Source organism: Alkalithermobacter thermoalcaliphilus JW-YL-7 = DSM 7308, from assembly GCA_001584565.1.
Classification (GTDB): Bacteria; Bacillota; Clostridia; order Peptostreptococcales; family Peptostreptococcaceae; genus Alkalithermobacter; species Alkalithermobacter thermoalcaliphilus.
Genome location: LSFY01000001.1, coordinates 611,520 through 636,862, shown reverse-complemented (window position 1 = coordinate 636,862; position 25,343 = coordinate 611,520). Strand labels below are relative to the sequence as shown.

Genomic DNA, 25,343 nt, shown 5'->3' with positions numbered 1-25,343 from the left:
CTTATATTACAGCTATAAATCCTATTAAAGCCAATATAACACTAACTATCCAAAATACTAAAACTACTTTCGTTTCATGCCATCCTTCAAGTTCAAAATGATGATGAAGAGGGCTCATTTTAAATACTCTCTTTCCAGTAAGCTTAAATGAAGTTACTTGTATTATTACAGATAAAGATTCTGCAAAATATATGCCTCCTACTATTGGTATTATAAGAGGTAAGTTCATAAGTATAGCAGCAGCTGCAACCCCTCCTCCTAATGCCATAGATCCTGTATCACCCATAAATACTCTTGCAGGGTTTGCATTGTACTTTAAAAAACCTAAACATGCTCCAACTAATGCTGCAGATACTATTGCTATACTTGTATTTCCCCAATAGTTAGCTATAATAGCAAAGAATAAACTTACAATCATTGTAACTCCTGATGCTAATCCATCTAATCCATCAGTTAGATTAACACTATTTACCGTTGCTATTGTAACAAATATTATAAACGGTATATAAAATATTCCTAAGTCTATATTAGTGTTGAAAAAAGGTATAACAACACTAGTTCCTAATGCTGAAAACTTCAATTGATATACTGCAAGAATTGTTGCTAATATTAGCTGACCTATTATTTTTTGATATGCTCTAAGCCCTAAAGACCTTTTAAGAACAACTTTTATATAATCATCAACAAAACCTATAAATCCAAATCCTACTATAGATATAAGTGCAAATAGTGTGTCTCTTTGGATTCTACCGGCCCTTGTTAAAATAGTAAAAAGTATAGCTATAATCATAATTATTCCACCCATTGTAGGTGTTCCATTCTTTGAAAGATGTGTTCTTGGTCCTTCTTCTCTAACCGTTTGACCAAACTTAAGTTTTCTTAACATAGGAATAAATATAGGCCCCAATATAAGTGTTATCAAACATGAAATTACTATGGTATACAAAACTTCTTTTAGTGACATTATGTTTATCATTTCAATAACTCCTCTCTTGTATTAACACAAAGCTTCAACTATTTTCTCCATCCTCATTCCCCTTGAACCTTTTACTAAAACTACATCATCGTCTGAAATTATTTTTTCTAATAACTCAACAACTTCTTCATTTGTCGAAAAATGATATACATTTGATTTTTCAAACCCTTCTTCTATAGCCTTATATCCTATATATCTTGAATTATTTCCTACAGTTATTATAATATCACTTTTATCTTTTGCAAACGATCCAACTATTTCATGTACTTGTTTAGAATATTCTCCCATTTCTAGCATATCACCTAGTACAGCTATTTTTCTATTATTCTTGTATTCATTTAGTACATCTAACGCTGCCTTCATAGAATCAGGACTAGCATTATAAGCATCATTTATTATTATAATGTTGCCTTTTTTAATTATATCTAATCTCATATTTGTTGCTTTATAATCTAATAACCCTTTTTTTATTTCTTCGATGCTTAAATTAAGCTCCATTCCAACTAAAATAGCTGCCATAGCATTATATATGTTATGTTTTCCTCTAGCTGGAGTAAAAAAATCATACTCTTTATTATATAATTCCACAGTAAACTGTGTTCCATCTTCATTAGTTTCATATTTTATACATTTTAAATCATTATCAAAATTAAAACCAAAACTTTTTATTTTATAATCTACTTTTTTATTTTTTACTGTCTTTAGATATTCGTCATCTCCATTTATAATCAATATATTATCTTTTGAAAATTGACTTGTTATTTCTAGTTTTGCTTTTAGTATTCCTTCTCTTGATCCCAAATTTTCTATGTGTGAAAATCCTATGTTAGATATCACTGCAATATGCGGCCTTGCTATTTCAGCTAAATATTCTATCTCTCCAAACGATGACATTCCCATTTCAAGAATAGCTGCCTCATGGTAACTTTCTAGATTGAATATAGTTAATGGTAAGCCTATGTGATTATTAAAGTTACCCTCTGTTTTTAATGTTTTATATTTGCTTGATAAAACTGCATATATCATATCTTTTGTAGTTGTTTTTCCTGTGCTACCGGTAACCCCTACATAATGAATCTTGAATTTATCCCTATAAAATTTAGCTATATCTCCAATAGCTTTTGTAGTATCCTCAACTTTAATTATATTTATATCTTCTGATATCAAATCTATATGGTGATTCTTATCGATAACAAATGTATTTGCTCCCTTTTCATATGCATCTTTTATAAAGTCATGTCCATCAAATTTTTCCCCTATTAATGCTATATACATATCTTTCTTTTTTGTCTTTCTGCTATCTATAGATATGTTATTTACTAAATCTTTGCCGTTTCCTTTAATAAGTTCACCGTTTGTAGCAATTACTATTTCTTCAATACTTATTGGATTCATTTTTTATCCTCCTTTAAAAATTCTCTTACTACTTCTTTATCATCAAAATGAATTTTCTTATCTCCTATTATTTGATAATCTTCGTGACCTTTTCCTGCTACAATTACTATATCTCCTTCGTTTGCCATTGCTATAGCTTGTTTTATAGCTTCTTTTCTATCTATAATTATTTTGTAGTTATTTATATTCTTGTTCATACCTTCTAATATATCTTCAACGATCTTTTTAGGATCTTCGCTTCTAGGATTATCTGAAGTTATGATGCTAATATCACTTAAATCTTGGCTTATCTTGCCCATTATAGGTCGTTTTGATCTATCTCTGTCTCCACCACAGCCAAATACTGTAATTATATTTCCTCTTACAAATTCTCTTGCAGTTTTTATTATATTTTCTAGTGCATCTGGTGTATGAGCATAGTCAACTATTACGCTAAAGTTTTTGCTGCTGTTTATAGTTTCAAATCTTCCTGGAACTTTGTTTGCTTTTTTTAGTCTTTTTATTATAATTTCTTTTGGTATTCCTAATGCTATGCATGCACCTATAACTGCTAACGAGTTATATACTGTAAATTTACCCGGAATTGGAACTTCAACTTCTTCCTCAAATTCATCAGTTACAACTGTATATTGAACTTTATCGAGAAACATTTTTATATCTTTTGCTGTAATATCCGCTTTATTATTTATTCCATAGGTTATTATAGGTGTTTTTAGATGTTTTATATCTTCATATATTTTTCTTCCACCTTCATCGTCTATATTGATTATATTTGCTTTGGTTGTTTTGTAAAATAATTTTTGTTTTGCTAGCCTATAATTTTCTAAAGTTTTATGAAAATCTAAGTGATCTTCTGTTAAGTTCGTAAATATACCAACCTTAAATTCACATTCTTCTACTCTTTTAAGTTCTAATGAGTGTGATGAAACTTCCATGACGCAATATTTTACATTTTTATCAACCATTTCTCTAAAATATGACTGAAGCTGCAAACTTTCCGGTGTAGTTCTAGAAGATACTATTTCTTTATCTCCTATTATGTTTTTTATAGTTCCTATAAGACCTACTCCTTCTTCATGTAATATATCTTTTAGTAAATAAGTTATTGTAGTTTTTCCATTAGTTCCTGTTACGCCAACTAAATTTAAATCTTTTGTAGGGTTTTTGTAGAAATTTGACGCTATTATAGCCATAGCATCTCTAGTATCTTTTACTCTTATAAATGTGTATCCTTCTATAAATATATCATCTTGTACAATAAATGCTCTACTTCCTTTTTTGATCCCTTCTTGTATAAAGTTGTGTCCATCTACATTAAATCCTTTAATACATATAAATAAACTATCTTTATCAAGTCTTCTTGAATCATAATCTATACTATTTATTTCTAAATCTAATTTTCCATGTATATCAATTATATCTAATCCTGATATTATATCTTTTAATTTCATATTTTATCTCTCCCTCAAATAAATATATAGCTCTTATAAAGGCAATGTATATTTTAACATACATTGCCTTATTAATTATATACTAGTTTATAAAGTTTTAATAGTTATTTAAATTCTACTATTATTGTAGAATTTGTATCTACTTGTGAATTTGGCTTAGGATTTTGATCTACGCAAATCCCATTTCCAACAATTTTAAATTTAAGCCCTAGACCTTGAAGTATGTTAGACACTTCTCGTACCGTCTTTCCTTTTAAGTCTGGCACTACCACCTGAGAAGACTTTGTATTTTTATCCTTTACATAAAGTATTATACTAGATTCTATAGGTACTTTTGCCTGTGGTTTAGGAAACATATCTATTACAATAGCGTCTCCTTCTGAATACATATCTGGCTCAACTGTAAAGTTTAGTTTTTTCTCTACAAGTACTTTAGCAGCATCGGCTAATGTTAGATTTCTAACTTCAGGAACTACAACTTCTTCTTTAACTAGATTTTCTTTTTCTTGCTCAGTGTATGAAGGCTTTACATCTAGATATTTTAACGTATCATAAATTATTTCTTTTACTACAGGTCCTGCCGTTAAACTACCAAAGTGACTTTCTCCTCTTGGCTCATCTATTACCACCAATACTGCTAACTGTGGATCGTCACTAGGTGCTATAGCTACAAAAGATGAAATATAATGTCCACTTGCATATCTTCCATCTATAACCTTTTGAGCCGTTCCTGTTTTTCCTCCTACTCTATAGCCTGGTATATAAGCTGCTTTACCTGAACCATCTCTTACTACCGATTCCATCATCTCTCTTATTGTTTTAGAAGTGTTTGCAGATATTACTTGCCTTACTGTTTCAGGTTCAAACCTTTGTATTACATTTCCTTTTGGATCTACTAACTCTTTAACAAGCCTAGGTTTCATAAGTTTTCCGTCATTAGCTATTGCAGAAATTGAAGTTATAAGCTGTATAGGTGTAACTGATATACTTTGACCAAATGATATTGTAGCAAGTTCTACTGGCCCAACAGCACTTTTATTATAAATAAGTCCTCTTTCTTCACCTGGCAAATCTATACCTGTTTGAGATGTAAGACCAAATGCATTTATATAGCTATATAATTTATCTACCCCTAATCTTTGACCAACTTCTACAAAAGCAGGGTTACATGAAGTTTCAACTGTTTGAGTAAATGTTTGTCTTCCATGAGGATTATAATGTCTCCAACATCTTATTCTTCTATCAGCAACCATTATATATCCCTTACAATAAAACTCTTCATCTGGTGTTACAACTCCTTCTTCAATCCCAGCTGCTGATGTTATTAATTTGAATGTAGATCCTGGTTCATAAGTATCATTTACTATAGGATTTCTCCACATTTTAAACCATGCTTTTATTTTTTCACTATCATCATATTTTGCTATTTCTTCTTCAAACAGGGGATATAAAGCCTTTCTAGGGTTATTTGGATCATAATCTGGTTTTGCACTCATTGCAAGTATATCCCCAGTTTTAGGATCCATAACTATTGCATAAACTCTTTTTGCGTTATTAACCTCAAGTGCCTTATCTAAAGCTTTCTCTACATAGTGTTGTATTATTTCATCTATTGTAAGAACTAACCCCATTCCATCTTTTGGTTCGTTGTATATCTCGTTTGAAAAAGGAATTTCTTTTCCCGATGCATCAGTATTTATTACAAGTCTTCCAGGAAGACCTTTTAAATGTTTATCATATTCTAATTCTATTCCTGCAACACCAGCATTATCTGCTGAAACATGGCCTAATATATAGGCTGCAAAATTCCCGTAAGGATAATATCTTTTATTATCTTCCGTTATCCATATTCCCCTAAAGCGTAGTTTTCTCATTTCATTTGCCTTATCTTCATCTATCCATCTAGCAACTCTTACTAATCCTACATTCTTTTTAGTTATCCTCTTTAAAATTACTTCTTCATCTTCACCTATTATCTGAGCAATAGCTTTAGCTGCTTCTTGAGGTTTATCAACTTCTACTGGTTTTGCCCAGATTGTGTGTTTTGTTATGCTTACAGCTAATTCTTTTCCTTTTCTATCGTATATAGTGCCTCTCCTAGCTTCTATAGGTATATCTCTTGTCTGTTGAGAAATAGCTCTTTCTTTTAGCCACGGCCCTTTTATCATCTGTATATATCCAACTCTTACTACTAATCCAAAAAATCCCAATGTAACAAGAATCAATAAAAAAATAAGTCTTTTTCTATGTCTTATATTTAATCCAGACAAAATCTAGCCCCCCAATTAATTAATCTACTCTAATATAAACTATTTGTTCTTCACTTGGATAAACCATATTAAGTCTTTTTTTCGCTTCTCTTTCTATATATCCACTTTTGCTCAATCTCTCTAGTTCAACAGTAAGTTCACCTTTTTTATTTTCAAGGCCTCTCAATTCTCTATTAAGAGAGTGTATTTCATATTTTAAACTTGATATATAGGCGTATCCACACATAAATGCAATCATTACGCCAAAAATCATAAAAAAGGCTAATTTAATAATAGGCTTGAACTTTCTTTTTTTAGCTCTTTTTTCTCTATAAATAGTATTCTTTTTTCTATTTTTATATTCCTCTAAACTTGTAACGTTCTTATACATTTTAAATTTCCTCCAAACCCTATACTTTTTCTGCTACCCTTAATTTTGCACTCCTTGATCTAGGATTTTGAGTTATTTCTTCTTGACTAGGAATTATAGGCTTTTTTGTTATAATCTTTAGAACTTGAGCTTGATTACATTGACACACAGGAAATTCCTTAGGACAAATACAACTTTTTTCTAGATTTTTATATGTGTTTTTTACTATTCTATCTTCAAGTGAATGGAATGTTATTATACATATCCTGCCGCCTTTATTTAGCATATTAGCACTATCTACAATAACTTTATCTATTATATCTAATTCATTGTTTACCTCTATTCTTAGTGCTTGAAAAGTTCTTTTTGCTGGATGAGGACCATCTATTCTAGCTTTTTTAGGTATTGCCATTTTTATTATATCTACAAGTTCTCCTGTTGTATTGATTTGCTTTTTTTGTCTTTCTTGCACTATAAATTTTGCTATTCTTTTAGACCAATTTTCTTCTCCGTATATTCTTATTATCTTCTCTAATTCCTCTTCACTATAGCTGTTTACAATATCTTTAGCAGTTATAGGATTTCTTATATCCATTCTCATATCTAAAGTAGCATCCTGCATATAAGAAAATCCTCTTTCTTTTTCATCTAACTGATGAGAAGATACTCCTAAGTCTATAAGTATACCATCAATTTTATGTATTCCTATCTTGTCAAGTTCTGATTTTAAATTTACAAAATTACTATGAATAAGTTTAATTTTTTGTTCATAATTTTTAAGCTTTTCACTTGCAACTTTTATTGCATTTATATCTTGATCAAATCCTATTAAAAGTCCATCTTCATTTAGTCTTTTAACTATCTCTAAAGAATGTCCTGCTCCACCTAATGTCGCATCCACATACACACCATTAGGTTTTATATTTAAGTTTTCTATACATTCATCTAAAAGAACAGATATATGATTAAAATTCATTTTTTTCTCTCCTTACATCGTGTTTTTGAAAATACCTATCTAAAAAAATACAACCAGTTATGGTTAATAAACTTACTAACTGTGCAGTTTTGAAAGGGCCTATCATAAGACTATCTATCCTAAGTCCTTCTATAAAGAATCTTCCTATTGAATATCCAATTGCATAGTATATGAAAATTTGACCTTCATATTTTTTATTTTTCCTAAATTTTATTAGAAATATAAAAACACATATATTCCAAACAAATTCATAAAAAAACGTTGGATGAACTTTAACACCATCTATTGTTATTGCCCAAGGTAAATCAGTAGGCCTTCCATATGCTTCTTGATTAAAGAAATTTCCCCATCTTCCTATAGCTTGTCCTAGTATAATACCAGGAGCTGAAATATCAATAACTTTTCTAAAATCTATATTTTTAAGTTTGCAGTATATATAACCTGCAATCAAGCCACCTATGATTCCTCCATGTATTGCAAGTCCACCACTTCTTATATTTATTATTTTAAATAAATCTCCTTTGTAATATTCTAAGTTGAATAGAACATAATATACTCTAGCACCAATTATAGAACTTGGTATAGCTATCAAATATAAATCTAATAATCTATCTTCATCTATTTTAGCTCTTTTAGCTCCATTTAAAGCTATGAAAATTCCAATTACCATAGCCATCGATATAAGTATACCATACCATCTTATATCTATACCAAAAATACTAAACGCTATTGGATCCATTATTTCACCTCCATAAAAAATAAAACCAGGCTAAGCCTAGCTTTATTATAATTGTACTTAAGCAGTATGTCAATTTTCAACTATTTTGGATTTATTATAGATATAACACAATTTTCTTCTGTAAAATGATTATTAAATCTATTTATAACATCTTCAAACTTTATGTTCTTAACTGCCTCAAGATAGTCTGTTATATTTATTCCTTTAAAATGATAAGATATAAAGTTATTTGCTATAAATTCTATCGAATCAAATGATTTTAGGAATTTGCCTATTTTTTTTCTCTTTGATCGGTTAAAACTTTCTTCATCCAATCCTTCTTTTCTATATTTTTGGATATATTCAAATATTATATCTTTAACTTTTTTAGGATCTTTAGATTCTCCTCCCATTATTGTATATCCATGATCTATATGACCTACATAATCACAACCAAAACTTTCATTTATCAATCCTTTAAGATATAGCTGTTCATAAAGTATGCTTCCTTTGTCAAATATCATATCTAATATAATTTCTGTTGCTATTTCCTTATTTAATAGCTTATCGCCATCATAATTTACATCTGTATCTTTAAACCCTATATTAAACATAGGTATAGATACTGATAGATTCTCAACAATTTCTTTTTGGTTTATATTCTTTGGCTCATCTGGATAAAACCTTTTTATACTAGAGTTTAGATTATTAAATTCTTTTCTCATATTTTGTCTTACTGTGGAAATTACTTTATCTTTTTCTAAATCTCCTACTACAAATAATGCCATATTTCCCGGGCTATAAAATGTATTGTAACAATCATAAAGCTCTTCTTTTGTTATTTTGTATATACTTTCGACAGTTCCTGCAATATCAATTCTAGTAGGATGATTAACATACATAGCTTTTAGTGCATTAAAATAAACTTTCCAATCTGCATTGTCATTATACATATTTATTTCTTGCTCTATTATTCCTTTTTCTTTTTCTACATTTTCATCTGTAAAATATGGCGTTTGAACATAATCTAATAAATGTTCTAAGCAAGGATAAAAATTTTCAGTGCAAGAAAATAAGTATGCAGTCATTGTAAAATTTGTATATGCATTTGCGCTAGCTCCAAAATCTGAGAATTTATCAAATGCATTTTTCCCATCTGGCTGTTCAAACATCTTGTGTTCTAAAAAGTGTGCTATCCCCTCATTAACTCTTATTTTTTTATCTTTATTTGCAGGGATAAACTCTAAATCATTAGATCCATACTTAGTAGCAAACACTGCATATTTTTTGGTAAATCCTGGCTTGTGCATAAAGAATAGTTCTAAGCCATTTTCTAATTTTTCATAAAATATACTTTCTTTTAATTTATCATTAACTATTTCTTTCATAACTTACCTCCTTAGTTTCTCAGGAAATATATCGTGTCTAACTTTATTTTTGATGAAGCATCTATAACTTGCTCTATTGTAACTGAATTTATCTTCTCAATTATAGAATCCAAACTTTCTTGTGTTTGACTTATTATTTGTCCATAATAAAAGTCAGATAGACCTAATAAACTATCTTTAACTGAATTAACAGAATTTATTAAGGCTTTTTTACTATTACTTATTTCTTCTTGAGTTATTTCTCCTTTATTTATTTTTTCTAATTGTTCGTTGATAAGATTTATTGCTTTTTCATAGTTATCTACTTCTATGCCTGATGCAATCACCATTATAGATTTATATTTTTCTATTGAGGAATATATATAGTAACATAAGCTTTCCTTTTCTCTTACATTTACAAAAAGTTTTGAGTGAGGTCCTCCCCCTAGTATATTAGAATATACCATAAGAGGATAATATTTATCGTCTTTATAGTGTATATTTGTTCTAAACCCTAAAACTATTTTCCCTTGAGTTACATCCATCTTCTCTGTTATATTCTTAACATCTTTTACATCTATATCTATTTGTTCTTGAGGGATCTGTATAATACTATCTCTTTCAAAGTTTAATATATTTTTTACATCATTTATTATAGATTCTCTGTCAAAACTTCCTGCTATAACTATATCAATAGGAGATGTCCTTATTATATGTTTATAATGATCATAAAGAGTTTTTTCATCTATATCTTTTAAGTCTTCTTCATATCCATATTCATATATGCTAAAACTTTCTCCTTTGCACATTTCTTCTATACATCTTTCTAATGCATAATGCCCCTTGTCATTAATTCTTGATCTTATTTTATCTCTTAAGTTACTTTTTTCAATTTCTAAGTATTCTTTTTTAAATCCATTATTTTCTACTAAAGGCTTATTTATTATTTCATTTAAAAGGATAAGTCCTTCTTTTAATATATTTTCATTTACGTATGTATTGTTTACTATTGCTAATTTAAAGCTTAGTATATGTTTTTCTCCTTTTTTACTTACACTGCAAGCTAGTCCTGCTCCATACAATTCATCTAATTTTCTAGATATTTCTCTTTGTGTTTTAAAATTTACAGTTCCACTTTCTAATAAACTTGGGATAAGAGTATTTTTTGTAACTTCTTTTCTATCTAATGGCCTTTTTATATATACACTTATCAGATTTGTTTTAAATTTTTCTGTATTTATTAAAACCAAGTTAAACTGTTCTCCTAAAGATATTTTTTCTATTTTATCCAAGTCAATTACCGTTACAGAAAACTTATAAAGCTCTATAAAGTTCTTATTAAACCTTATAAAAGTTTACGTTTCCTTCCTTGTTCATCGTGTCCAGTTTCGAAAAATCTACTCCTGTTTATTTAACACTCCGAAGGCTTAAATTCCCCACTAACGTATGGGTACATATCAATAATAGCTTTAGGTGCTATGCTATTGATTTACCATAATTTTTTAGGTTTATACTTGCATTTAAATCCCTATCTATCTTACATCCACATTTATCGCATATAAAAGTTCTTTCTGATAAAGAAAGTTTGTTTTTTAAAGCACCACATATGCTACAAGTTTTAGATGAAGGATAGAATGTATCTGCAAGTATAAATTTTATATCATTTAAGGCGCATTTATATCCCATTTGTCTTTTAAATTCGTGAAATAGCTGCTCTTGTATCGATTTTGATAATCTTTTATTTTTCAGCATTCCACAAGTATTTAAATTTTCCATAACTACATACTCTGGCTTGGCTTTCACCAAAGATGCAATTATCTGATGAACATAATTATGCCTTATGTTTTTAAGCCTTCTTCTCATTTTTAAAACAAGGAATTCTAACTTTTTTATATTGTTAGTTTTTCTGTAACGGTATTCACCTCCTTCTGTTTGAATTTTGTTTAATTCATATTTTTTAGATAGCTTTTTTTGTAATCTTTTTTGTCTTTTCTCAAGTTTTTTAACTTTACTTGTTTTATTTATGTTTTTGTACTTTTGTCCTGTACTTATTGTAGCTAAATAAAAACTTGGTTTACTTTTCTTTTTTGACTTAAACTTAGGAAAGTTTGCTCTACCTTCAAAGAAATTTTTATATGCAATACAGGCATCTTTTATAGCTTGTTTTGTTATATTATTTGAGTAATTGTTAAGCCAAGTATATTCTTTTGTCTTTTTTAACTCTGTTAATCTTTTTCTAATCTCACCATCATTTAAAAACTTACCACTATTTTATAGTTTTCTTGCTGTGTTGCTAACGCAAAGTTATATGCCCATCTTGCAACTGAGGCACACTCGAATAGCTTTGTTCGTTGTTTATTGTTAGGTAAAAGCTTAACTTTGTAAGTCTTAATCATCTTCTACCAGCACCTTAATCATTTCCTTAGCTTTGTTTGCTCTGTTTTTCCTATCAACTTAGCAAATTCACCTATACTATAATATTTCATTTCCATCGCTTCATAATAATCATAACATGATGTTATAAAAATTATAAGGTTTTTATATGAATTTATAAATATTTTTAACTGTTTACACACCTCCTTGATTTTCTATTAATCTTATTTTTTTATGTAACTCTTCAACTAATAAATCATTACTATTAACAGGGCCTACATAGTAATATTTAGTTTCATCAGAAATATCTAGTTTGTTAAAAATATATTCTGCTAAAGATCTTGTTTGAATTGTTTCAAACAAAGATGTTGGTATAACCAAAAATAATATATCTATACCATATTCTAACAACTCATTCCCCACTTTTATTATATCCTTTTTATGATTTTCTAAAAGTGCTAATTTTATTTTCATATTATATCCATCTTCCATCAATAAATATTTTTTTATTTTTTCTCTAAAACTTACATCTTGATTTAAATCATTTTGTTCCTTAAATCCAACTAATAAAATTCCTACAGCATCATCTTTTTCGATTATATAATTCATTATGTAGTCTTTATATAAAGTGGCTATATTATGTGAGTTGAAAAACACTTCAGTAATTTTAGTTTTTACCCCATATTTTATAAGTTCCATATCATTTAGTCTTTTTTCAAAAATTTTATATTCTTTTCCTTCTGTTAAAAACATAGGACAAAATATAATATCTTTGTATCCTTTGTTAACAAGATCTGATACAACTGTTTCTAAATATGGTTTTGTATGAAGATTCGCATTTATCACTATATATTCATTATCTAATTTATTTGTTAACTTTTTTCTAAAATCATATGAATTCCTTTTAAAATCACTAGACCCCAAATTGTTATACATACTCTTGTATCTATTTAATTTATATGCACTAGTGAATATAGAATAAATTTTATCATTTTCATAAATTTCTCTCGCTCTTTCTTTTAAATTATATAGTTTGTCTTCTCCCTGATAAACTAACACAATAGCTTTTTTATCTTTATTTAGATTGTTATTTTCTATTATTGAATAATTTATTTTGTCTTTATAAAAAACCACTACTACAAGGTTTAATATTATATACCCAACTACTAAACTTTTTAATACATCTTTAAAGTCTTTTTTTACTAAGAGTGCATATACTCCTACCGAAAATATAATTATGAATATATTTTCAAGTGTTTTGTCAAAAATTGCTGCACTAAATATACTTAATGCTATTAATATTTTTTTATACATAATATCACCTAACTTTAATTAATAATTTGCATTGATATTATATATGAGTTATAATTTTTCTGTATGTCTATTTAGTTTAAAATAATACTATACGAGAGGAAGATTAAAGATGAAGTTAGGGATAGTAGGATTACCTAATGTTGGTAAAAGTACACTTTTTAATGCTATAACTCAAGCTGGAGCAGAATCAGCTAACTATCCATTTTGTACGATTGAGCCTAATGTCGGAGTTGTTTCTGTTCCTGATGAAAGGCTTTTAAAACTTCAACAAATATATAATTCTGAAAAGATAGTTCCAACTGCTATTGAGTTTTGTGATATAGCAGGACTTGTTAGAGGAGCTAGTAAGGGAGAAGGTTTAGGTAATAAATTCTTATCTCATATAAGGGAAGTAGAAGCTATTGTACATGTAGTACGATGCTTTGATGATCCTAATGTAGTTCATGTAGATGGATCTGTTGACCCTATAAGAGATATAGAAACTATAAACATTGAACTTATACTTTCAGATATTGAAGTTTTAGAAAGAAGAATTCAAAAAACTCAAAAAGCTGCTAAGGCTGATAAATCTTTAGCTTCTGAGCTTGAGATTTTAGAGAAAATAAAAGAAACTCTTGAAGGTAACAAGCCTGTTAGATCTATGAATTTTTCAGATGATGATCAAGCATTTGTAAAGCAACTTAATTTATTAACTTACAAACCAGTAATTTATGTAGCTAATGTATGTGAGGACGATCTAGTTGACAATGGAGATTCTAATGAATACGTAAAGCGCGTTAGAGAATATGCAAGCAACGAGAACTCTCAAGTTGTTGTTATATGCGCTCAAATAGAATCTGAAATTGCTGAACTTGGAGATGACGAAAAAGCTGAGTTCTTAAAAGATTTAGGTCTCACAGAGTCTGGACTTGATAAATTAATAAAAGCTGGGTACTCTTTACTTGGTCTTATAAGTTTTCTAACTGCTGGACCTAAAGAGGTTAGAGCATGGACTATAAAAAATGGAACTAAAGCTCCTCAAGCAGGTGGAAAAATTCATTCTGATATAGAAAGAGGCTTTATAAGAGCTGAGACAATTGCATATGAAGACTTAATTTCTGTAGGTACAATGTCTGCAGCAAAAGAGAAAGGTCTTGTTAGACTTGAGGGTAAAGATTATATAGTTAAAGATGGAGATGTTATACTGTTTAGATTTAATGTATAAAAAAGAGGTGAATAATTATTCACCTCTTTTTTTACTACATTTGAGCCATTCTTTTGTATGTTTCATATCTTTCTTTAGCTTCTTGTTCTGCCTTAGCGAATAATTTTTCTGCTTCTTCTGGGAATGAATTCATTAATGAAGTATATCTTACTTCTCCCATTAAGAAATCTCTAAAGCTTCCTGTTGGCTCTTTTGAGTCTAGTATGAATGGATTTTTACCTTGCTCTTTAAGTTCTGGATTAAATCTGTATAGGTGCCAGTATCCGCACTCTACTGCTTTTTTCATTTGATTTTGAGTACGTCCCATACCTTCTTTTATACCATGAGCAATACATGGACAATATGCTATTATTAATGATGGTCCATCATATTTTTCTGCTTCAATTACAGCTTTCATAAATTGATTTTTATCAGCACCCATTGCTACTTGAGCTACATAAACATATCCATAGCTTGCAGCTATCATACCAAGATCTTTCTTTTTAACTTTCTTTCCTGATGCTGCGAATTTAGCAACAGATCCTGTAGGAGTTGCTTTTGAAGACTGTCCTCCAGTATTTGAATAAACCTCTGTATCAAATACAAGAACATTTACATTTTCTCCTGAAGCAAGAACATGATCAAGTCCACCATAACCTATATCATATGCCCAACCGTCTCCACCAAATATCCAGATAGATTTCTTAACTAGATAATCTTTCTTTTCTATTATTTCATCTATTATTTCTTTAGCCTTAGCATCTTCTACTTTAACTTCATTTATAACTGAAAGTAGTTTTTCGCTTACCTTTCTTGAAACATCTCCATCATTCATAGTTTCAATCCACTCTTTTAATGCTTCTTTTAATTCTGATGGAATGTTAAGCTCTATACATTCAGTCATTATATCTTTTAATCTATTTCTTATTTGTCTAACTGCAAGTGCCATTCCATATCCATATTCTGCATTGTCTTCGAATAAAGAGTTAGCCCAAGCTGGTCCTCTTCCATTCTTATCTTTGCAATATGGAGTAGATGGTGCTGATCCTCCCCAAATTGAAGAACATCCAGTAGCATTTGCAATATACATTCTATCTCCATATAACTGAGTTATAAGTTTTGCATGAGCTGTTTCAACACAACCTGCACATGCTCCTGAGAACTCAAGAAGTGGCTGAGCAAATTGGCTACCTTTTACAGTATCACGAGGCATTAAATCATCTCTTACAGGTAAAGTTAACGCAAACTCCCAGTTTTTCATTTGTACTTCATGCTGAGTTTCTGCAGGCTTCATGATTAATGCTTTCTCTTTTGTTGGACAGATATCCGCACAGTTTCCACATCCTGTACAGTCCATAGTTGTTACCTGCATACGATATTGTAATCCTTCAAGTCCTTTACCTATAGCTTTCTTAGTTTCAAACGCTTCTGGAGCATTTTTTAACTCTTCTTCTGTAGCTAAGAAAGGTCTTATAGCAGCATGAGGACAAACAAATGAACATTGGTTACATTGTATACACTTATCTATTTGCCATTCTGGAACTGTTACAGCTATTCCACGTTTTTCATAAGCTGCAGTACCATGTGGGAAAGTTCCATCTTCTGAACCTACAAAAGTACTTACTGGTAAAGAGTCTCCCTCTTGTCTGTTCATAGGAATTAATACTTTGCTTATAAACTCTGGTACTTCTTTTGATCTTGTTAAAGCAGCTTCTTCTACAGCTCCTGACCAAGAAGCTGGAACATTAACTTTTACAAGAGCATCGATTCCTCTTTTTACTGCTGTATAGTTCATTTGAACTATCTTTTCACCTTTTCTTCCATATGCTTCGTCTATAGCTTCTTTTAAGTACTTAACTGCATCTTCCATAGGAATAACATTAGCAAGCTTAAAGAATGCTGATTGCATTATCATGTTAATTCTATTTCCTAATCCGATTTCTTGAGCTATATCAGTAGCATTTATGATGTAGAAGTTTATATTGTTGTCAGCTATATATTTTTTCATTGAAGCAGGAAGATTCTTATCTAATTCTTCTTCACTCCATCTGCAGTTTAGAACAAATGTTCCGCCTGGCTTTAATCCTTTTAATAAATCATACTGATTTACATAAGATTGATTATGACATGCTATAAAGTCAGCTTCATCTATTAAGTAAGTTGATCTTATAGGTTTTTTACCAAATCTTAAGTGAGAAATTGTAACCCCACCAGACTTTTTAGAATCATAAGAGAAATAACCTTGAGCATATAAGTCAGTTTTATCTCCTATGATCTTAATAGCACTCTTATTTGCACCAACAGTACCATCTGATCCTAATCCCCAGAATTTACATCTTATAGTTCCTTCTGGAGCTGTATTTATTTTTTCTTTAACATCTAAAGATAAGTGAGTAACATCGTCAACTATACCAATTGTAAATCTATCTTTAGGATTTTCAGATTTTAAGTTGTCGAATACTGCTTTAATTTGAGATGGAGTAGTATCTTTAGATCCTAGTCCATAACGTCCACCAACTATTAATGGAGCATTTTCTTTATTGTAGAATAAAGAACGTACATCTAGGTATAAAGGCTCTCCTATTGCTCCTGGTTCTTTAGTTCTATCAAGTACAGCTATTCTCTTAACTGTAGAAGGTAAAACATCAAAGAAATACTTAGGAGAGAATGGTCTGTAAAGACGTACCTTAATTAATCCTACTTTTTCTCCTTTTGCTAATAAGTAATCTATAGTTTCTTCTATAGTTTCTATAACAGATCCCATTGCAACTATAATATTTTCTGCATCTGGTGCTCCATAGTAGTTAAATGGCTTATAATCTCTACCTGTTAATTTATTTATTTCTTTCATATAATCATTTACTATATCTGGAACTGCATCATAATATGTATTACAAGCTTCTCTTGCTTGGAAGAATATGTCTGGATTTTGAGCTGTACCTCTAGTTACAGGGTGCTCTGGATTTAAAGATCTATTTCTAAACTCTTTAACAGCTTCTTTGTCAACAAGCTTTGCAAACTCATCATACTCTATAACTTCTATTTTTTGAACCTCATGAGAAGTTCTAAATCCATCAAAGAAATGTACAAAAGGAACTCTAGATTTAATAGCTGCTAAATGAGCTACTCCTCCTAAATCCATAACTTCTTGTACTGATCCTGAAGCTAAAAGTGCGCAACCTGTTTGTCTAGTTGCCATAACATCTGAGTGATCTCCAAATATAGAAAGTGCGTGACTTGCAACTGCACGTGCTGTTACATGGAATACTCCTGGAAGTAATTCCCCAGCTATTTTATACATATTTGGTATCATAAGTAATAAACCTTGAGAAGCAGTAAAAGTTGTAGTAAGCGCTCCTGCAGCTAAAGAACCGTGAACAGCTCCTGCTGCTCCTGCTTCTGATTGTAATTCAACTACCTCAACTGTTTGACCAAAGATATTTTTTTGTCCAAATGCCGCCATTTCATCAGCGTATTCTGCCATAGGTGATGATGGAGTTATTGGATATATAGCTGCAACATCTGTAAACGCATAAGCAACGTAACCAGCAGCTGTATTTCCATCCATCGTCTTCATTTTTCTTGCCATTTAATTTCCCTCCTTATCATACTTTTTATAATGTGTTTTGTGTTAAAAGCAAGTTTAATTTTCTGACATTTAAATAATTTTATTTTTCACAATTAATTGTACACCATTTTTAGAATAATTTCTATATCTGTAAGCAATTTTGTTACAAATAATTACTACCTATCTAATCATTGCCTAAGTTACTGATTTTATACATTATATAATATTGAAATTTATTCCTAGAAAAAAGTGACCATTGGTCACTTTTTTCTAATAACCACTACCTTCAGTTTCACTTCCTGTAACTATAGCAACTGATGAACTAGCTCCTATTCTAGATGCTCCTGCTTCAATTACTGCTTTTGCATCTTCCTCTGTTCTAACTCCACCAGATGCTTTTACACCCATGTTTTGTCCTACTGTTTCTCTCATAAGTTTTATATCTTGCGGAGTAGAACCTCCTGTTCCAAATCCTGTTGAAGTTTTAACATAGTCTGCTCCTGCTTTTTTAGCTAATTCACAAGCTATTTTTTTCTCTTCATCTGTTAAGTAGCATGTTTCTATTATTACTTTAACTAAAGCTTTCTTATCAGCAGCATCTACTACTGCTTTTATATCCTTTTGTACATAATCATACTTTTTATCTTTGAGTGCTCCTATATTTATAACCATATCAACCTCATCTGCACCCTTTTGGATAGCATCTTTAGTTTCAAAAGCCTTAACCTCTGGAGTATTTGCCCCTAAAGGAAAGCCTATAACAGTACATACCTTAACATCTGAACCTTCTAATTCCTTTTTAGCAAGTTCAATATAAGCAGGATTTATACACACTGAAAAAAATCCATACTCTTTTGCTTCTTTACAAACTTTTTTTACATCTGCCTCAGTTGTTTGAGCCTTTAGTACAGTATGATCTATAATTTTTGCTATTTCTCTGTTCATTTGTTTCCTTTTCCTCCTAATATATATTTTTATTTTCTATATAAACGCATAAATTATTATGCGCTGTAAACTAAAGTACTTATTATTCAACTATTAATTCTACCATATCTCCATTTTTTACACCTGCTGCATTTCCTTCTTCTACATCAACATGCATTTCTAATGCAAAGCTTGGGTGTACTCTAACTAAAACATTTTCAAAAACTACTGCTCTTTCTCCAAAAGTTCTTATTTTAACTCTTTGTTTATCAACAACATTGAACTTTTCAGCATCTGTAGTGTGCATATGTATATGTCTTGCAGCTGCTATTATACCTTTATCAAGCTCTACTTCTCCTTTAGGTCCAACAATTTTAGCTCCTGGAGTTCCTTCTATATCTCCAGAATCTCTAACAGGAGGCATTATTCCAAGTGCAAATCCATCTGCAAATGAAATTTCAGCTTGAGTTTGTGGTCTTGCTGGTCCTAAAACTCTAACCCCTTTTATAGTTCCTTTTGGACCTACTATATCAACTTTTTCATTGCAAGCATATTGACCTGGCTGAGAAAGATCTTTAAAGTGAGTCAATTCATATCCTTCCCCAAATAAAATCTCAATATGCTCTTTACTTAGATGTATGTGTCTGTTAGATAAAGCTATAGGTAACTTCATTCCACTCTCTCCTTTTCTATTATTTTCTTAACAATATCATTATAACGTATTCCTTACAAAAAAATCAAATTATATTTAATAACTAACTTTTCTTAATATATCTGTAAATTCAGGAAATGAGATATCTATACAGTCAAAGTTATCTATGCATGTATCCTTGTCAGCTACTAAAGCTGCAATTGAAAATGCCATAGCTATCCTATGATCATTAAAACTATCAATTTTCGTTCCTTTTAACTTACAAGGACCATTTATAATCATTCCATCTTCTAATTCTTCTATATCAGCTCCCATAGCTTTTAAGTTTAAAACTACACTTTTTATCCTGTTAGATTCTTTTACCTTTAACTCACTGGCATCTTTTATTACTGTAGTTCCTTCACACTGAGTTGCTAATACAGCTATAATAGGTATTTCATCTATAAGTTTTGGTATTAACTCTTTACCAATCTGTATAGCTTTTAACTTTGAGTATCTAACTAATAAATCTCCAATTATCTCTCCACATACAACTTTTTTGTTTAATACCTCAAAGTTCCCTCCCATTTGGCTTAAAACCTCTAATATACCTGTTCTTGTAGGATTAAGACCTACATTTTTTATTAAGATTTCTGATCCTTTCAGCATACTTGCTGCACATATAAAAAATGATGCTGATGAAATATCTGCAGGAACATATATATTTTGTCCATATAATTTTTCTACTTGATTTATATATATTTCATTATCTATTACATTTATATTAGCTCCAAACTCTTTTAGCATTATCTCTGTGTGATTTCTACTTTTTACTTTTTCAACTATCCTAGTCTGTGAGCTAGCATATAAAGAAGCTAAAATTATAGATGATTTTACTTGAGCTGATGCTATTGGCATAATATAATCTATCCCTTTTAACTGTCCTCCATGTATGGTTATAGGAACAAAATTTGCATCATCTTTTCCTATTATTTTTGCTCCCATCTTCCTCAAAGGATCAGTTACTCTTTTCATAGGCCTTTGGGCTATAGAACTATCTCCTATTAAATTAGCTTCAAAGTTTTGACCTGCAAGTATTCCCATCAATAGCCTTATAGTTGTTCCTGAATTACCTACATCTAATTGTCCATGTGGTCTTTTCAATCCTCTTAACCCAACACCTTTAACTGATACACTTTTATCTTTATTTATATTTATATCTACTCCCATCTTTCTAAAACAGTCTATTGTACTTAAGCAATCTTTAGCCATAAGAAAATTTTCAATATAGCTATTGCCATTAGATATACTAGATAGCATTATTGCCCTATGGGAGATAGATTTATCTCCAACAAGATTAATCTCACCTTTTATATGTGAGATAGGGTTAAAAATCATTTTTTACCTCCTTAATAACTGATATTATTTCTTCTTCATTTATATCATCGAATACTTGTACTTTTCCAAAGTCTACTGGTAAAACTAAATTATATTTTGAAAAATTATTTTTTTTATCTTTTTTCATGATATCAAGTATTTCAAACTCACTTATACCTTCAAAACTTACAGGCAACCCAAAATCTTTATATGTATTTATTAGCTTGTCATAGTAATTTTTCCCTATAAGGTTTCTATCTAAAGAAAGCTTAAATGCCATACAAGTCCCTATAGAAACTGCATATCCGTGTGGCAAATTTCCTAATCGTTCAATTCCATGTCCAAAACTATGACCTAAGTTTAGTATTTTTCTTAAACCTGTTTCTCTATGGTCATTTTCTACTATATAACTTTTTATATCTATGCATTTTTTGACTATGTTACATAAAACAGTTTTATCTTTGTCTAATATGCTTTTTCTTTTATAAATAAGATAATCTAAAAAGTCATAATCCCATATAAGTGAGTATTTTATAACTTCTGCCATTCCACTAATAAAATCTTCATCAGAAAGAGTTGTTAAAGTACTTATATTTATATAAATACTGTCTGCATTATAAAAAGTTCCCATAACATTTTTAAAGTTTCCTATGTTTATACCTGTTTTTCCGCCTATACTACTATCAACCTGAGATAAAAGCGTTGTAGGACAATGAAGTAAAGATAGTCCCCTCATATATGTAGATGCAACAAATCCACTTATATCTCCTACTACCCCTCCTCCTAAGGCTATAATTAAAGATTTTCTAGTTAAGCCTTTTTCAAGTGCAAATGTAAAAATTTCTTTATAAGTATCTAATGTTTTTGATTTTTCTCCAGGCTCTATAACATATACATATGTTTTATCCTGTATTTTGCTAAGTATAGATTTTAAATATAAGTTTTCTACGTTTTTATCTGTTACTATTAGTATTTTATCAAAAGTATTATCTATCAAAATATCATCAAAACTATGACTTATGTAGATTTTAGATTTTTTATCCATCCCTTTTCCTTTAACCTTTCTAGATAATTTTCGTAGTTTGATAATATATCATCCATATTGTCATTTCCAAATTTATACATAAAAAATTTAGCAATAACAAATGCACATACATTTTCTGCTACAACAGATGCTGCAGGTACTGCACAATTATCAGATCTTTCAACAGAGGCTTTATAATTTTCTAATGTGTTTATATCTATACTATTTAAAGGAGTATACAAGGTAGGTATAGGCTTCATCACACATCTTATAATAATTTCTTCTCCTGTGCTCATTCCACCTTCTATTCCACCTAAGTTATTTGTATTTCTATAAATACCCTTTTCTTTACTGTAATATATCTGATCTTGAGCTTTAGATCCAAAAACTTTTCCAAGTTTAAAACCTAAACCAAATTCAACTCCCTTTATACCTTGAATAGACATTAACTCAAGTGCCAAGTTTGCATCAAGTTTTTTGTCATAGTGAACATAAGAACCTACTCCTAAAGGAATATTCTGTATTCTTATTTCAATTATTCCTCCTAATGTATCCCTATTTTCCTTAGCTTTATTTATTTCATCTATAAATTTTTGTTCATAAAATTTATCTACACATCTTACACTAGAATTTTCTACATTGTCACTTATATATTTAAAATCATAATTTTTATCTAGCTCATATTGACCTATGCCAACAACATGACTTGTAAATTTTATATTAAAGTTAGATAAAAATTCCTTGCATATAGCGCCTATAGCAACTCTTGCTGCAGTTTCTCTAGCACTAGACCTTTCTAAAACATTTCTTATATCTTCAAAATTATATTTTAAAGCCCCTACTAAATCAGCATGTCCTGGTCTTGCTTTTGTAACTTTTTTACTTTCTAAGTCTATATCTCCTATAGGATTCATGTACTCTTTCCAGTTGTCAAAGTCTTTATTTTGAATCTGTATAGCTATGGGACTTCCTAGTGTTATATTGCCTCTAACTCCCGATAATATAATAGCCCTATCATTTTCTATTTTCATTCTATCTCCTCTGCCGTAACCTAGCTGACGCTTTTTGAGTTCTTTATTTATATTCTCTATATTTATCTTTAGATTAGCAGGCATACCTTCTATTATTGCTGTTAAACACTGCCCATGAGATTCCCCAGATGTTAAATACCTTATCATAGCCCTACCTCTTTTATTAACCTAATACTTATTTTCTTTATATCTTCTAAAGCCTTTTCGTTATCTTTTATTTCTACTTCATCTGTATTTGATATGTAAAGATTATCTATAAGTTTTGTATTTATACTTTTATAAAAAAAATCTACAACTATTTGAGATGCTAAGAACTGAGTTTTATAAACTTTCGATCCTCCAACAGATATAAAAAAACCCATTCTATGTTTATTTCTATCTATTGAGGGTTTTTTTAATATATATTTACTTGCATAAAAAGCTTGTGTTCTATCTATTAATGATTTTAGTTTTGCAGGAATACAATCAAAATAAACAGGTGATACAACTATTGTTCCTTTTGATAAATCAAATTCTTTATATAAATCTTTCATATCATCTTTTATGTGACAAATTCCATTTTGATTGCAATAACCACATGCATTGCAATACTCAATATTCATATCCCAAATATTTAGTATTTTATAATCTACACTGTTACCATCAAATATATCTTTTATTTGCTCAACTGCTTGATGGCAATTTTTGTTTTTTCTTGGGCTTGCATTAATTATCAAAAAGCTCATTTTTTTCTCCTTTTATGATCATTTTATTTTCTGATTTTATGTTACTATATATATCCAATATAGTAAACATGAAAACGATCATAAGTATAGCTACATAAAAACCTTTGTATTGCGAAAATGTAAGCAAAATTAATATAATAAACATTCCTTTTATCTTATTTTTTATGCTCTCTGTAAATACAGGTTTGGTTTTAACTTGTACTTTTGTTTTTGTTAAGTTTAAATAGCTGTTAATTTTTCTTTTATACATTTTTCTATAAATTAAATATATTAAAAAGCTAATAGTTGATAAATATATATTGCCTCTAAAAATTATCGAAAAAAACAGTAAACAAAGGCCTAGCTTTATAAACTTAATAGTTACATTATCTATCTTATTTACTATTTTTGTATTATGCTTTACTTTAACACTGCAAGGGTCGACTTTTTCCATTTGGTTAAGCCTTGTTTTTATAACCTCTTTATACATTAAATCTATTAAACCACTTATCATCTTTTTTCCTCCTTTTTAGAAGTTATATTTGATTTTTTCCTTAAATTTAGTATTTTATTCAAAACAAAAGCTAAGGAATCCCTTAGCTTTATTGCATAGCTTTTTCTAGTTTACTTAAATGCTGAAGCGGAAAATACCTTAGTAATTCTTTAAACTGTTCTACAGTTAGTCCTGATGTTGTAGTGTATATTTCTATCTTTTCATCAAGTGTAGCATTTTTGAATCTTTCTTTTAGCATTTCAAAATTAACTTGTTTATCCATACTATCACTCCTCACCTTCAAACTTATTATTATCAAAATTAAAGTAGCATATTCAAAATTTTAAAAGGCAAAGACTTAAGTCTTTGCCTTTTAAAATTTATTGTTGTTTTCCTGATAGTTGTCTTTCAGCCATTTCTACTAGCTTTTTAGTCATGTATCCACCTACATAACCATTTTGTCTAGCAGTTAAATTTCCTTTATCCATGTTTTGATAGTTGCTCATTCCAAGCTCACTTGCAGTTTCTAATTTCATTTGATTTAAAGCTGCTTTAGCCTCTGGAACTGCTTTTTTGTTGTAGTTGTTAGCCATTTTGTATCCCTCGCTTTTAAGTATATTTATTACTTGATATTATTCTGTGAAAATTTTTCTAAACTATACTTGGTATTTATTGGTTGATGTATTCTTCAAGTTCTTCTTTTAAATATCTTAAAGCTATTGTTGAAGCTTCATTTCTTATATAATTTCTTTCTCCTTTTAAATTTATTTTCTTCACTTTTATATTTCCTTTTATATATAAACCTATATATACAAGTCCAACTGGTTTTATATCACTTCCACCTAAAGGCCCTGCTATTCCTGTTGTAGATATTGCTATGTCTACATTTGTGCTTTTAGCTATTCCAAATGCCATCTCCTTTGCAGTTTCTTCACTTACAGCTCCATATTTATCTAATGTATCTTTATTTACATTTAATCTATCGATCTTAGATTGATTACTATATGCAACAATTCCCTCTATAAATACCGATGAGACACCAGAGCAATTAATAAGTTTTGATGATATAATTCCTCCTGTACAAGATTCAGCTACTGAAATAGTTAGGTTTTTACTTTTTAAAATTTTCACTACCTCATTTTCTATAACTTCTTTAACACACATCGTATAGTATAACCTCCTTTTCGTTTTTTATCCTATTTTACCAAATGTATTATTT

At 29.6% G+C, this 25,343-nt stretch carries 25 protein-coding genes; 1 reads left to right on the top strand and 24 read right to left on the bottom strand.

Annotated elements, in window-relative coordinates; all coding sequences use genetic code 11:
• Window position 1: 1 nt before the first annotated feature.
• From mraY to JWYL7_RS03280, 13 genes are all read right to left on the bottom strand, one after another.
• Entirely contained in the window at window positions 2-976 is a 975-nt protein-coding gene (mraY, locus tag JWYL7_RS03330) for a phospho-N-acetylmuramoyl-pentapeptide-transferase (RefSeq protein ID WP_066068923.1), read from the bottom strand.
• A gap of 21 nt (window positions 977-997) precedes the next feature.
• A complete protein-coding gene (locus tag JWYL7_RS03325) occupies window positions 998-2,371 on the bottom strand; it encodes a UDP-N-acetylmuramoyl-tripeptide--D-alanyl-D-alanine ligase (RefSeq protein WP_066068920.1) in 1,374 nt (457 codons plus the stop codon).
• Window positions 2,368-3,822, bottom strand: coding sequence for a UDP-N-acetylmuramoyl-L-alanyl-D-glutamate--2,6-diaminopimelate ligase (locus tag JWYL7_RS03320; RefSeq protein ID WP_066068918.1), 1,455 nt, complete (start codon window positions 3,820-3,822; stop codon window positions 2,368-2,370). Before JWYL7_RS03320 ends, JWYL7_RS03325 begins: the two co-directional genes overlap by 4 nt.
• Window positions 3,823-3,926: 104 nt before the next feature.
• Complete coding sequence (locus JWYL7_RS03315; RefSeq protein WP_066068915.1) at window positions 3,927-6,092, bottom strand: stage V sporulation protein D; 2,166 nt, start codon at window positions 6,090-6,092, stop codon at window positions 3,927-3,929.
• Between the two features lie 19 nt (window positions 6,093-6,111).
• Complete coding sequence (locus JWYL7_RS03310; protein WP_066068912.1) at window positions 6,112-6,462, bottom strand: septum formation initiator family protein; 351 nt, start codon at window positions 6,460-6,462, stop codon at window positions 6,112-6,114.
• A gap of 19 nt (window positions 6,463-6,481) precedes the next feature.
• Window positions 6,482-7,417 (bottom strand): 16S rRNA (cytosine(1402)-N(4))-methyltransferase RsmH, encoded by a 936-nt coding sequence (gene rsmH / locus JWYL7_RS03305; RefSeq protein WP_066068909.1) that lies wholly within the window; start codon window positions 7,415-7,417, stop codon window positions 6,482-6,484.
• Window positions 7,407-8,156 carry a prolipoprotein diacylglyceryl transferase gene (gene lgt / locus JWYL7_RS03300; protein ID WP_066068906.1) on the bottom strand — a complete coding sequence of 250 codons (750 nt, stop codon included), beginning with the start codon at window positions 8,154-8,156 and terminating at the stop codon, window positions 7,407-7,409. Before lgt ends, rsmH begins: the two co-directional genes overlap by 11 nt.
• Window positions 8,157-8,236: 80 nt before the next feature.
• Entirely contained in the window at window positions 8,237-9,523 is a 1,287-nt protein-coding gene (yfmH, locus tag JWYL7_RS03295) for an EF-P 5-aminopentanol modification-associated protein YfmH (protein ID WP_066068903.1), read from the bottom strand.
• An 11-nt stretch (window positions 9,524-9,534) separates the two neighbouring features.
• A complete protein-coding gene (gene yfmF, locus JWYL7_RS03290; protein WP_066068900.1) occupies window positions 9,535-10,794 on the bottom strand; it encodes an EF-P 5-aminopentanol modification-associated protein YfmF in 1,260 nt (419 codons plus the stop codon).
• A gap of 184 nt (window positions 10,795-10,978) precedes the next feature.
• Window positions 10,979-11,527, bottom strand: a complete 549-nt coding sequence (locus JWYL7_RS03285) for an RNA-guided endonuclease InsQ/TnpB family protein (RefSeq protein WP_334292129.1) — start codon at window positions 11,525-11,527, stop codon at window positions 10,979-10,981.
• A 227-nt stretch (window positions 11,528-11,754) separates the two neighbouring features.
• Window positions 11,755-11,898 carry a helix-turn-helix domain-containing protein gene (locus tag JWYL7_RS10645; RefSeq protein ID WP_169794320.1) on the bottom strand — a complete coding sequence of 48 codons (144 nt, stop codon included), beginning with the start codon at window positions 11,896-11,898 and terminating at the stop codon, window positions 11,755-11,757.
• 18 nt (window positions 11,899-11,916) lie between these two features.
• Complete coding sequence (locus JWYL7_RS10510) at window positions 11,917-12,078, bottom strand: hypothetical protein (RefSeq protein ID WP_161937477.1); 162 nt, start codon at window positions 12,076-12,078, stop codon at window positions 11,917-11,919.
• Entirely contained in the window at window positions 12,071-13,189 is a 1,119-nt protein-coding gene (locus tag JWYL7_RS03280) for a CbiX/SirB N-terminal domain-containing protein (RefSeq protein ID WP_066068897.1), read from the bottom strand. The genes JWYL7_RS10510 and JWYL7_RS03280 overlap by 8 nt, the downstream gene beginning before the upstream one ends.
• 109 nt (window positions 13,190-13,298) lie before the next feature.
• Between JWYL7_RS03280 and ychF the strand changes: the two genes are divergently transcribed.
• Window positions 13,299-14,393, top strand: coding sequence for a redox-regulated ATPase YchF (ychF, locus tag JWYL7_RS03275; protein ID WP_066068894.1), 1,095 nt, complete (start codon window positions 13,299-13,301; stop codon window positions 14,391-14,393).
• Between the two features lie 34 nt (window positions 14,394-14,427).
• Here ychF and nifJ read toward each other — a convergent pair whose 3' ends face one another.
• From nifJ to JWYL7_RS03225, 11 genes are all read right to left on the bottom strand, one after another.
• A complete protein-coding gene (nifJ, locus tag JWYL7_RS03270) occupies window positions 14,428-17,961 on the bottom strand; it encodes a pyruvate:ferredoxin (flavodoxin) oxidoreductase (RefSeq protein WP_066068891.1) in 3,534 nt (1,177 codons plus the stop codon).
• Between the two features lie 249 nt (window positions 17,962-18,210).
• Window positions 18,211-18,885 (bottom strand): deoxyribose-phosphate aldolase, encoded by a 675-nt coding sequence (gene deoC / locus JWYL7_RS03265; protein WP_066068888.1) that lies wholly within the window; start codon window positions 18,883-18,885, stop codon window positions 18,211-18,213.
• Window positions 18,886-18,967: 82 nt separating this feature from the next.
• Window positions 18,968-19,537 (bottom strand): phosphate propanoyltransferase, encoded by a 570-nt coding sequence (gene pduL, locus JWYL7_RS03260; RefSeq protein ID WP_066068886.1) that lies wholly within the window; start codon window positions 19,535-19,537, stop codon window positions 18,968-18,970.
• A 75-nt stretch (window positions 19,538-19,612) separates the two neighbouring features.
• Window positions 19,613-20,893 (bottom strand): 3-phosphoshikimate 1-carboxyvinyltransferase, encoded by a 1,281-nt coding sequence (gene aroA, locus JWYL7_RS03255; RefSeq protein ID WP_066068883.1) that lies wholly within the window; start codon window positions 20,891-20,893, stop codon window positions 19,613-19,615.
• Window positions 20,883-21,917, bottom strand: coding sequence for a 3-dehydroquinate synthase (gene aroB / locus JWYL7_RS03250; RefSeq protein ID WP_066068880.1), 1,035 nt, complete (start codon window positions 21,915-21,917; stop codon window positions 20,883-20,885). Before aroB ends, aroA begins: the two co-directional genes overlap by 11 nt.
• Window positions 21,890-23,074, bottom strand: coding sequence for a chorismate synthase (aroC, locus tag JWYL7_RS03245; protein WP_066068877.1), 1,185 nt, complete (start codon window positions 23,072-23,074; stop codon window positions 21,890-21,892). The genes aroB and aroC overlap by 28 nt, the downstream gene beginning before the upstream one ends.
• Window positions 23,071-23,652, bottom strand: coding sequence for a flavodoxin family protein (locus JWYL7_RS03240; RefSeq protein WP_066068874.1), 582 nt, complete (start codon window positions 23,650-23,652; stop codon window positions 23,071-23,073). The genes aroC and JWYL7_RS03240 overlap by 4 nt, the downstream gene beginning before the upstream one ends.
• Window positions 23,633-24,145: a hypothetical protein gene (locus JWYL7_RS03235; protein ID WP_066068870.1), complete on the bottom strand. Its 513-nt coding sequence runs from the start codon at window positions 24,143-24,145 to the stop codon at window positions 23,633-23,635. Before JWYL7_RS03235 ends, JWYL7_RS03240 begins: the two co-directional genes overlap by 20 nt.
• 88 nt (window positions 24,146-24,233) lie before the next feature.
• Window positions 24,234-24,407 (bottom strand): hypothetical protein, encoded by a 174-nt coding sequence (locus tag JWYL7_RS10640; protein WP_149683762.1) that lies wholly within the window; start codon window positions 24,405-24,407, stop codon window positions 24,234-24,236.
• A 97-nt stretch (window positions 24,408-24,504) separates the two neighbouring features.
• Complete coding sequence (locus tag JWYL7_RS03230) at window positions 24,505-24,717, bottom strand: alpha/beta-type small acid-soluble spore protein (RefSeq protein WP_066068867.1); 213 nt, start codon at window positions 24,715-24,717, stop codon at window positions 24,505-24,507.
• 76 nt (window positions 24,718-24,793) lie between these two features.
• Window positions 24,794-25,288 (bottom strand): CinA family protein, encoded by a 495-nt coding sequence (locus tag JWYL7_RS03225; protein WP_066068864.1) that lies wholly within the window; start codon window positions 25,286-25,288, stop codon window positions 24,794-24,796.
• Window positions 25,289-25,343: the final 55 nt, after the last annotated feature.

What these genes read in the sequence shown, in the direction of transcription:
- aroC (WP_066068877.1), bottom strand. Translation starts at nt 23,074, where the DNA reads ATGATAAGGTATTTAACATCTGGGGAATCTCATGGGCAGTGTTTAACA.
- JWYL7_RS03320 (WP_066068918.1), bottom strand. Translation starts at nt 3,822, where the DNA reads ATGAAATTAAAAGATATAATATCAGGATTAGATATAATTGATATACAT.
- JWYL7_RS03310 (WP_066068912.1), bottom strand. Translation starts at nt 6,462, where the DNA reads ATGTATAAGAACGTTACAAGTTTAGAGGAATATAAAAATAGAAAAAAG.
- aroA (WP_066068883.1), bottom strand. Translation starts at nt 20,893, where the DNA reads ATGATTTTTAACCCTATCTCACATATAAAAGGTGAGATTAATCTTGTT.
- JWYL7_RS03235 (WP_066068870.1), bottom strand. Translation starts at nt 24,145, where the DNA reads ATGATAAGTGGTTTAATAGATTTAATGTATAAAGAGGTTATAAAAACA.
- nifJ (WP_066068891.1), bottom strand. Translation starts at nt 17,961, where the DNA reads ATGGCAAGAAAAATGAAGACGATGGATGGAAATACAGCTGCTGGTTAC.
- JWYL7_RS10645 (WP_169794320.1), bottom strand. Translation starts at nt 11,898, where the DNA reads ATGATTAAGACTTACAAAGTTAAGCTTTTACCTAACAATAAACAACGA.
- ychF (WP_066068894.1), top strand. Translation starts at nt 13,299, where the DNA reads ATGAAGTTAGGGATAGTAGGATTACCTAATGTTGGTAAAAGTACACTT.
- deoC (WP_066068888.1), bottom strand. Translation starts at nt 18,885, where the DNA reads ATGAACAGAGAAATAGCAAAAATTATAGATCATACTGTACTAAAGGCT.
- yfmH (WP_066068903.1), bottom strand. Translation starts at nt 9,523, where the DNA reads ATGAAAGAAATAGTTAATGATAAATTAAAAGAAAGTATATTTTATGAA.
- pduL (WP_066068886.1), bottom strand. Translation starts at nt 19,537, where the DNA reads ATGAAGTTACCTATAGCTTTATCTAACAGACACATACATCTAAGTAAA.
- lgt (WP_066068906.1), bottom strand. Translation starts at nt 8,156, where the DNA reads ATGGATCCAATAGCGTTTAGTATTTTTGGTATAGATATAAGATGGTAT.
- rsmH (WP_066068909.1), bottom strand. Translation starts at nt 7,417, where the DNA reads ATGAATTTTAATCATATATCTGTTCTTTTAGATGAATGTATAGAAAAC.
- JWYL7_RS03280 (WP_066068897.1), bottom strand. Translation starts at nt 13,189, where the DNA reads ATGTATAAAAAAATATTAATAGCATTAAGTATATTTAGTGCAGCAATT.
- mraY (WP_066068923.1), bottom strand. Translation starts at nt 976, where the DNA reads ATGATAAACATAATGTCACTAAAAGAAGTTTTGTATACCATAGTAATT.
- JWYL7_RS03325 (WP_066068920.1), bottom strand. Translation starts at nt 2,371, where the DNA reads ATGAATCCAATAAGTATTGAAGAAATAGTAATTGCTACAAACGGTGAA.
- aroB (WP_066068880.1), bottom strand. Translation starts at nt 21,917, where the DNA reads ATGGATAAAAAATCTAAAATCTACATAAGTCATAGTTTTGATGATATT.
- JWYL7_RS03240 (WP_066068874.1), bottom strand. Translation starts at nt 23,652, where the DNA reads ATGAGCTTTTTGATAATTAATGCAAGCCCAAGAAAAAACAAAAATTGC.
- JWYL7_RS10640 (WP_149683762.1), bottom strand. Translation starts at nt 24,407, where the DNA reads ATGGATAAACAAGTTAATTTTGAAATGCTAAAAGAAAGATTCAAAAAT.
- JWYL7_RS03225 (WP_066068864.1), bottom strand. Translation starts at nt 25,288, where the DNA reads ATGTGTGTTAAAGAAGTTATAGAAAATGAGGTAGTGAAAATTTTAAAA.
- JWYL7_RS03230 (WP_066068867.1), bottom strand. Translation starts at nt 24,717, where the DNA reads ATGGCTAACAACTACAACAAAAAAGCAGTTCCAGAGGCTAAAGCAGCT.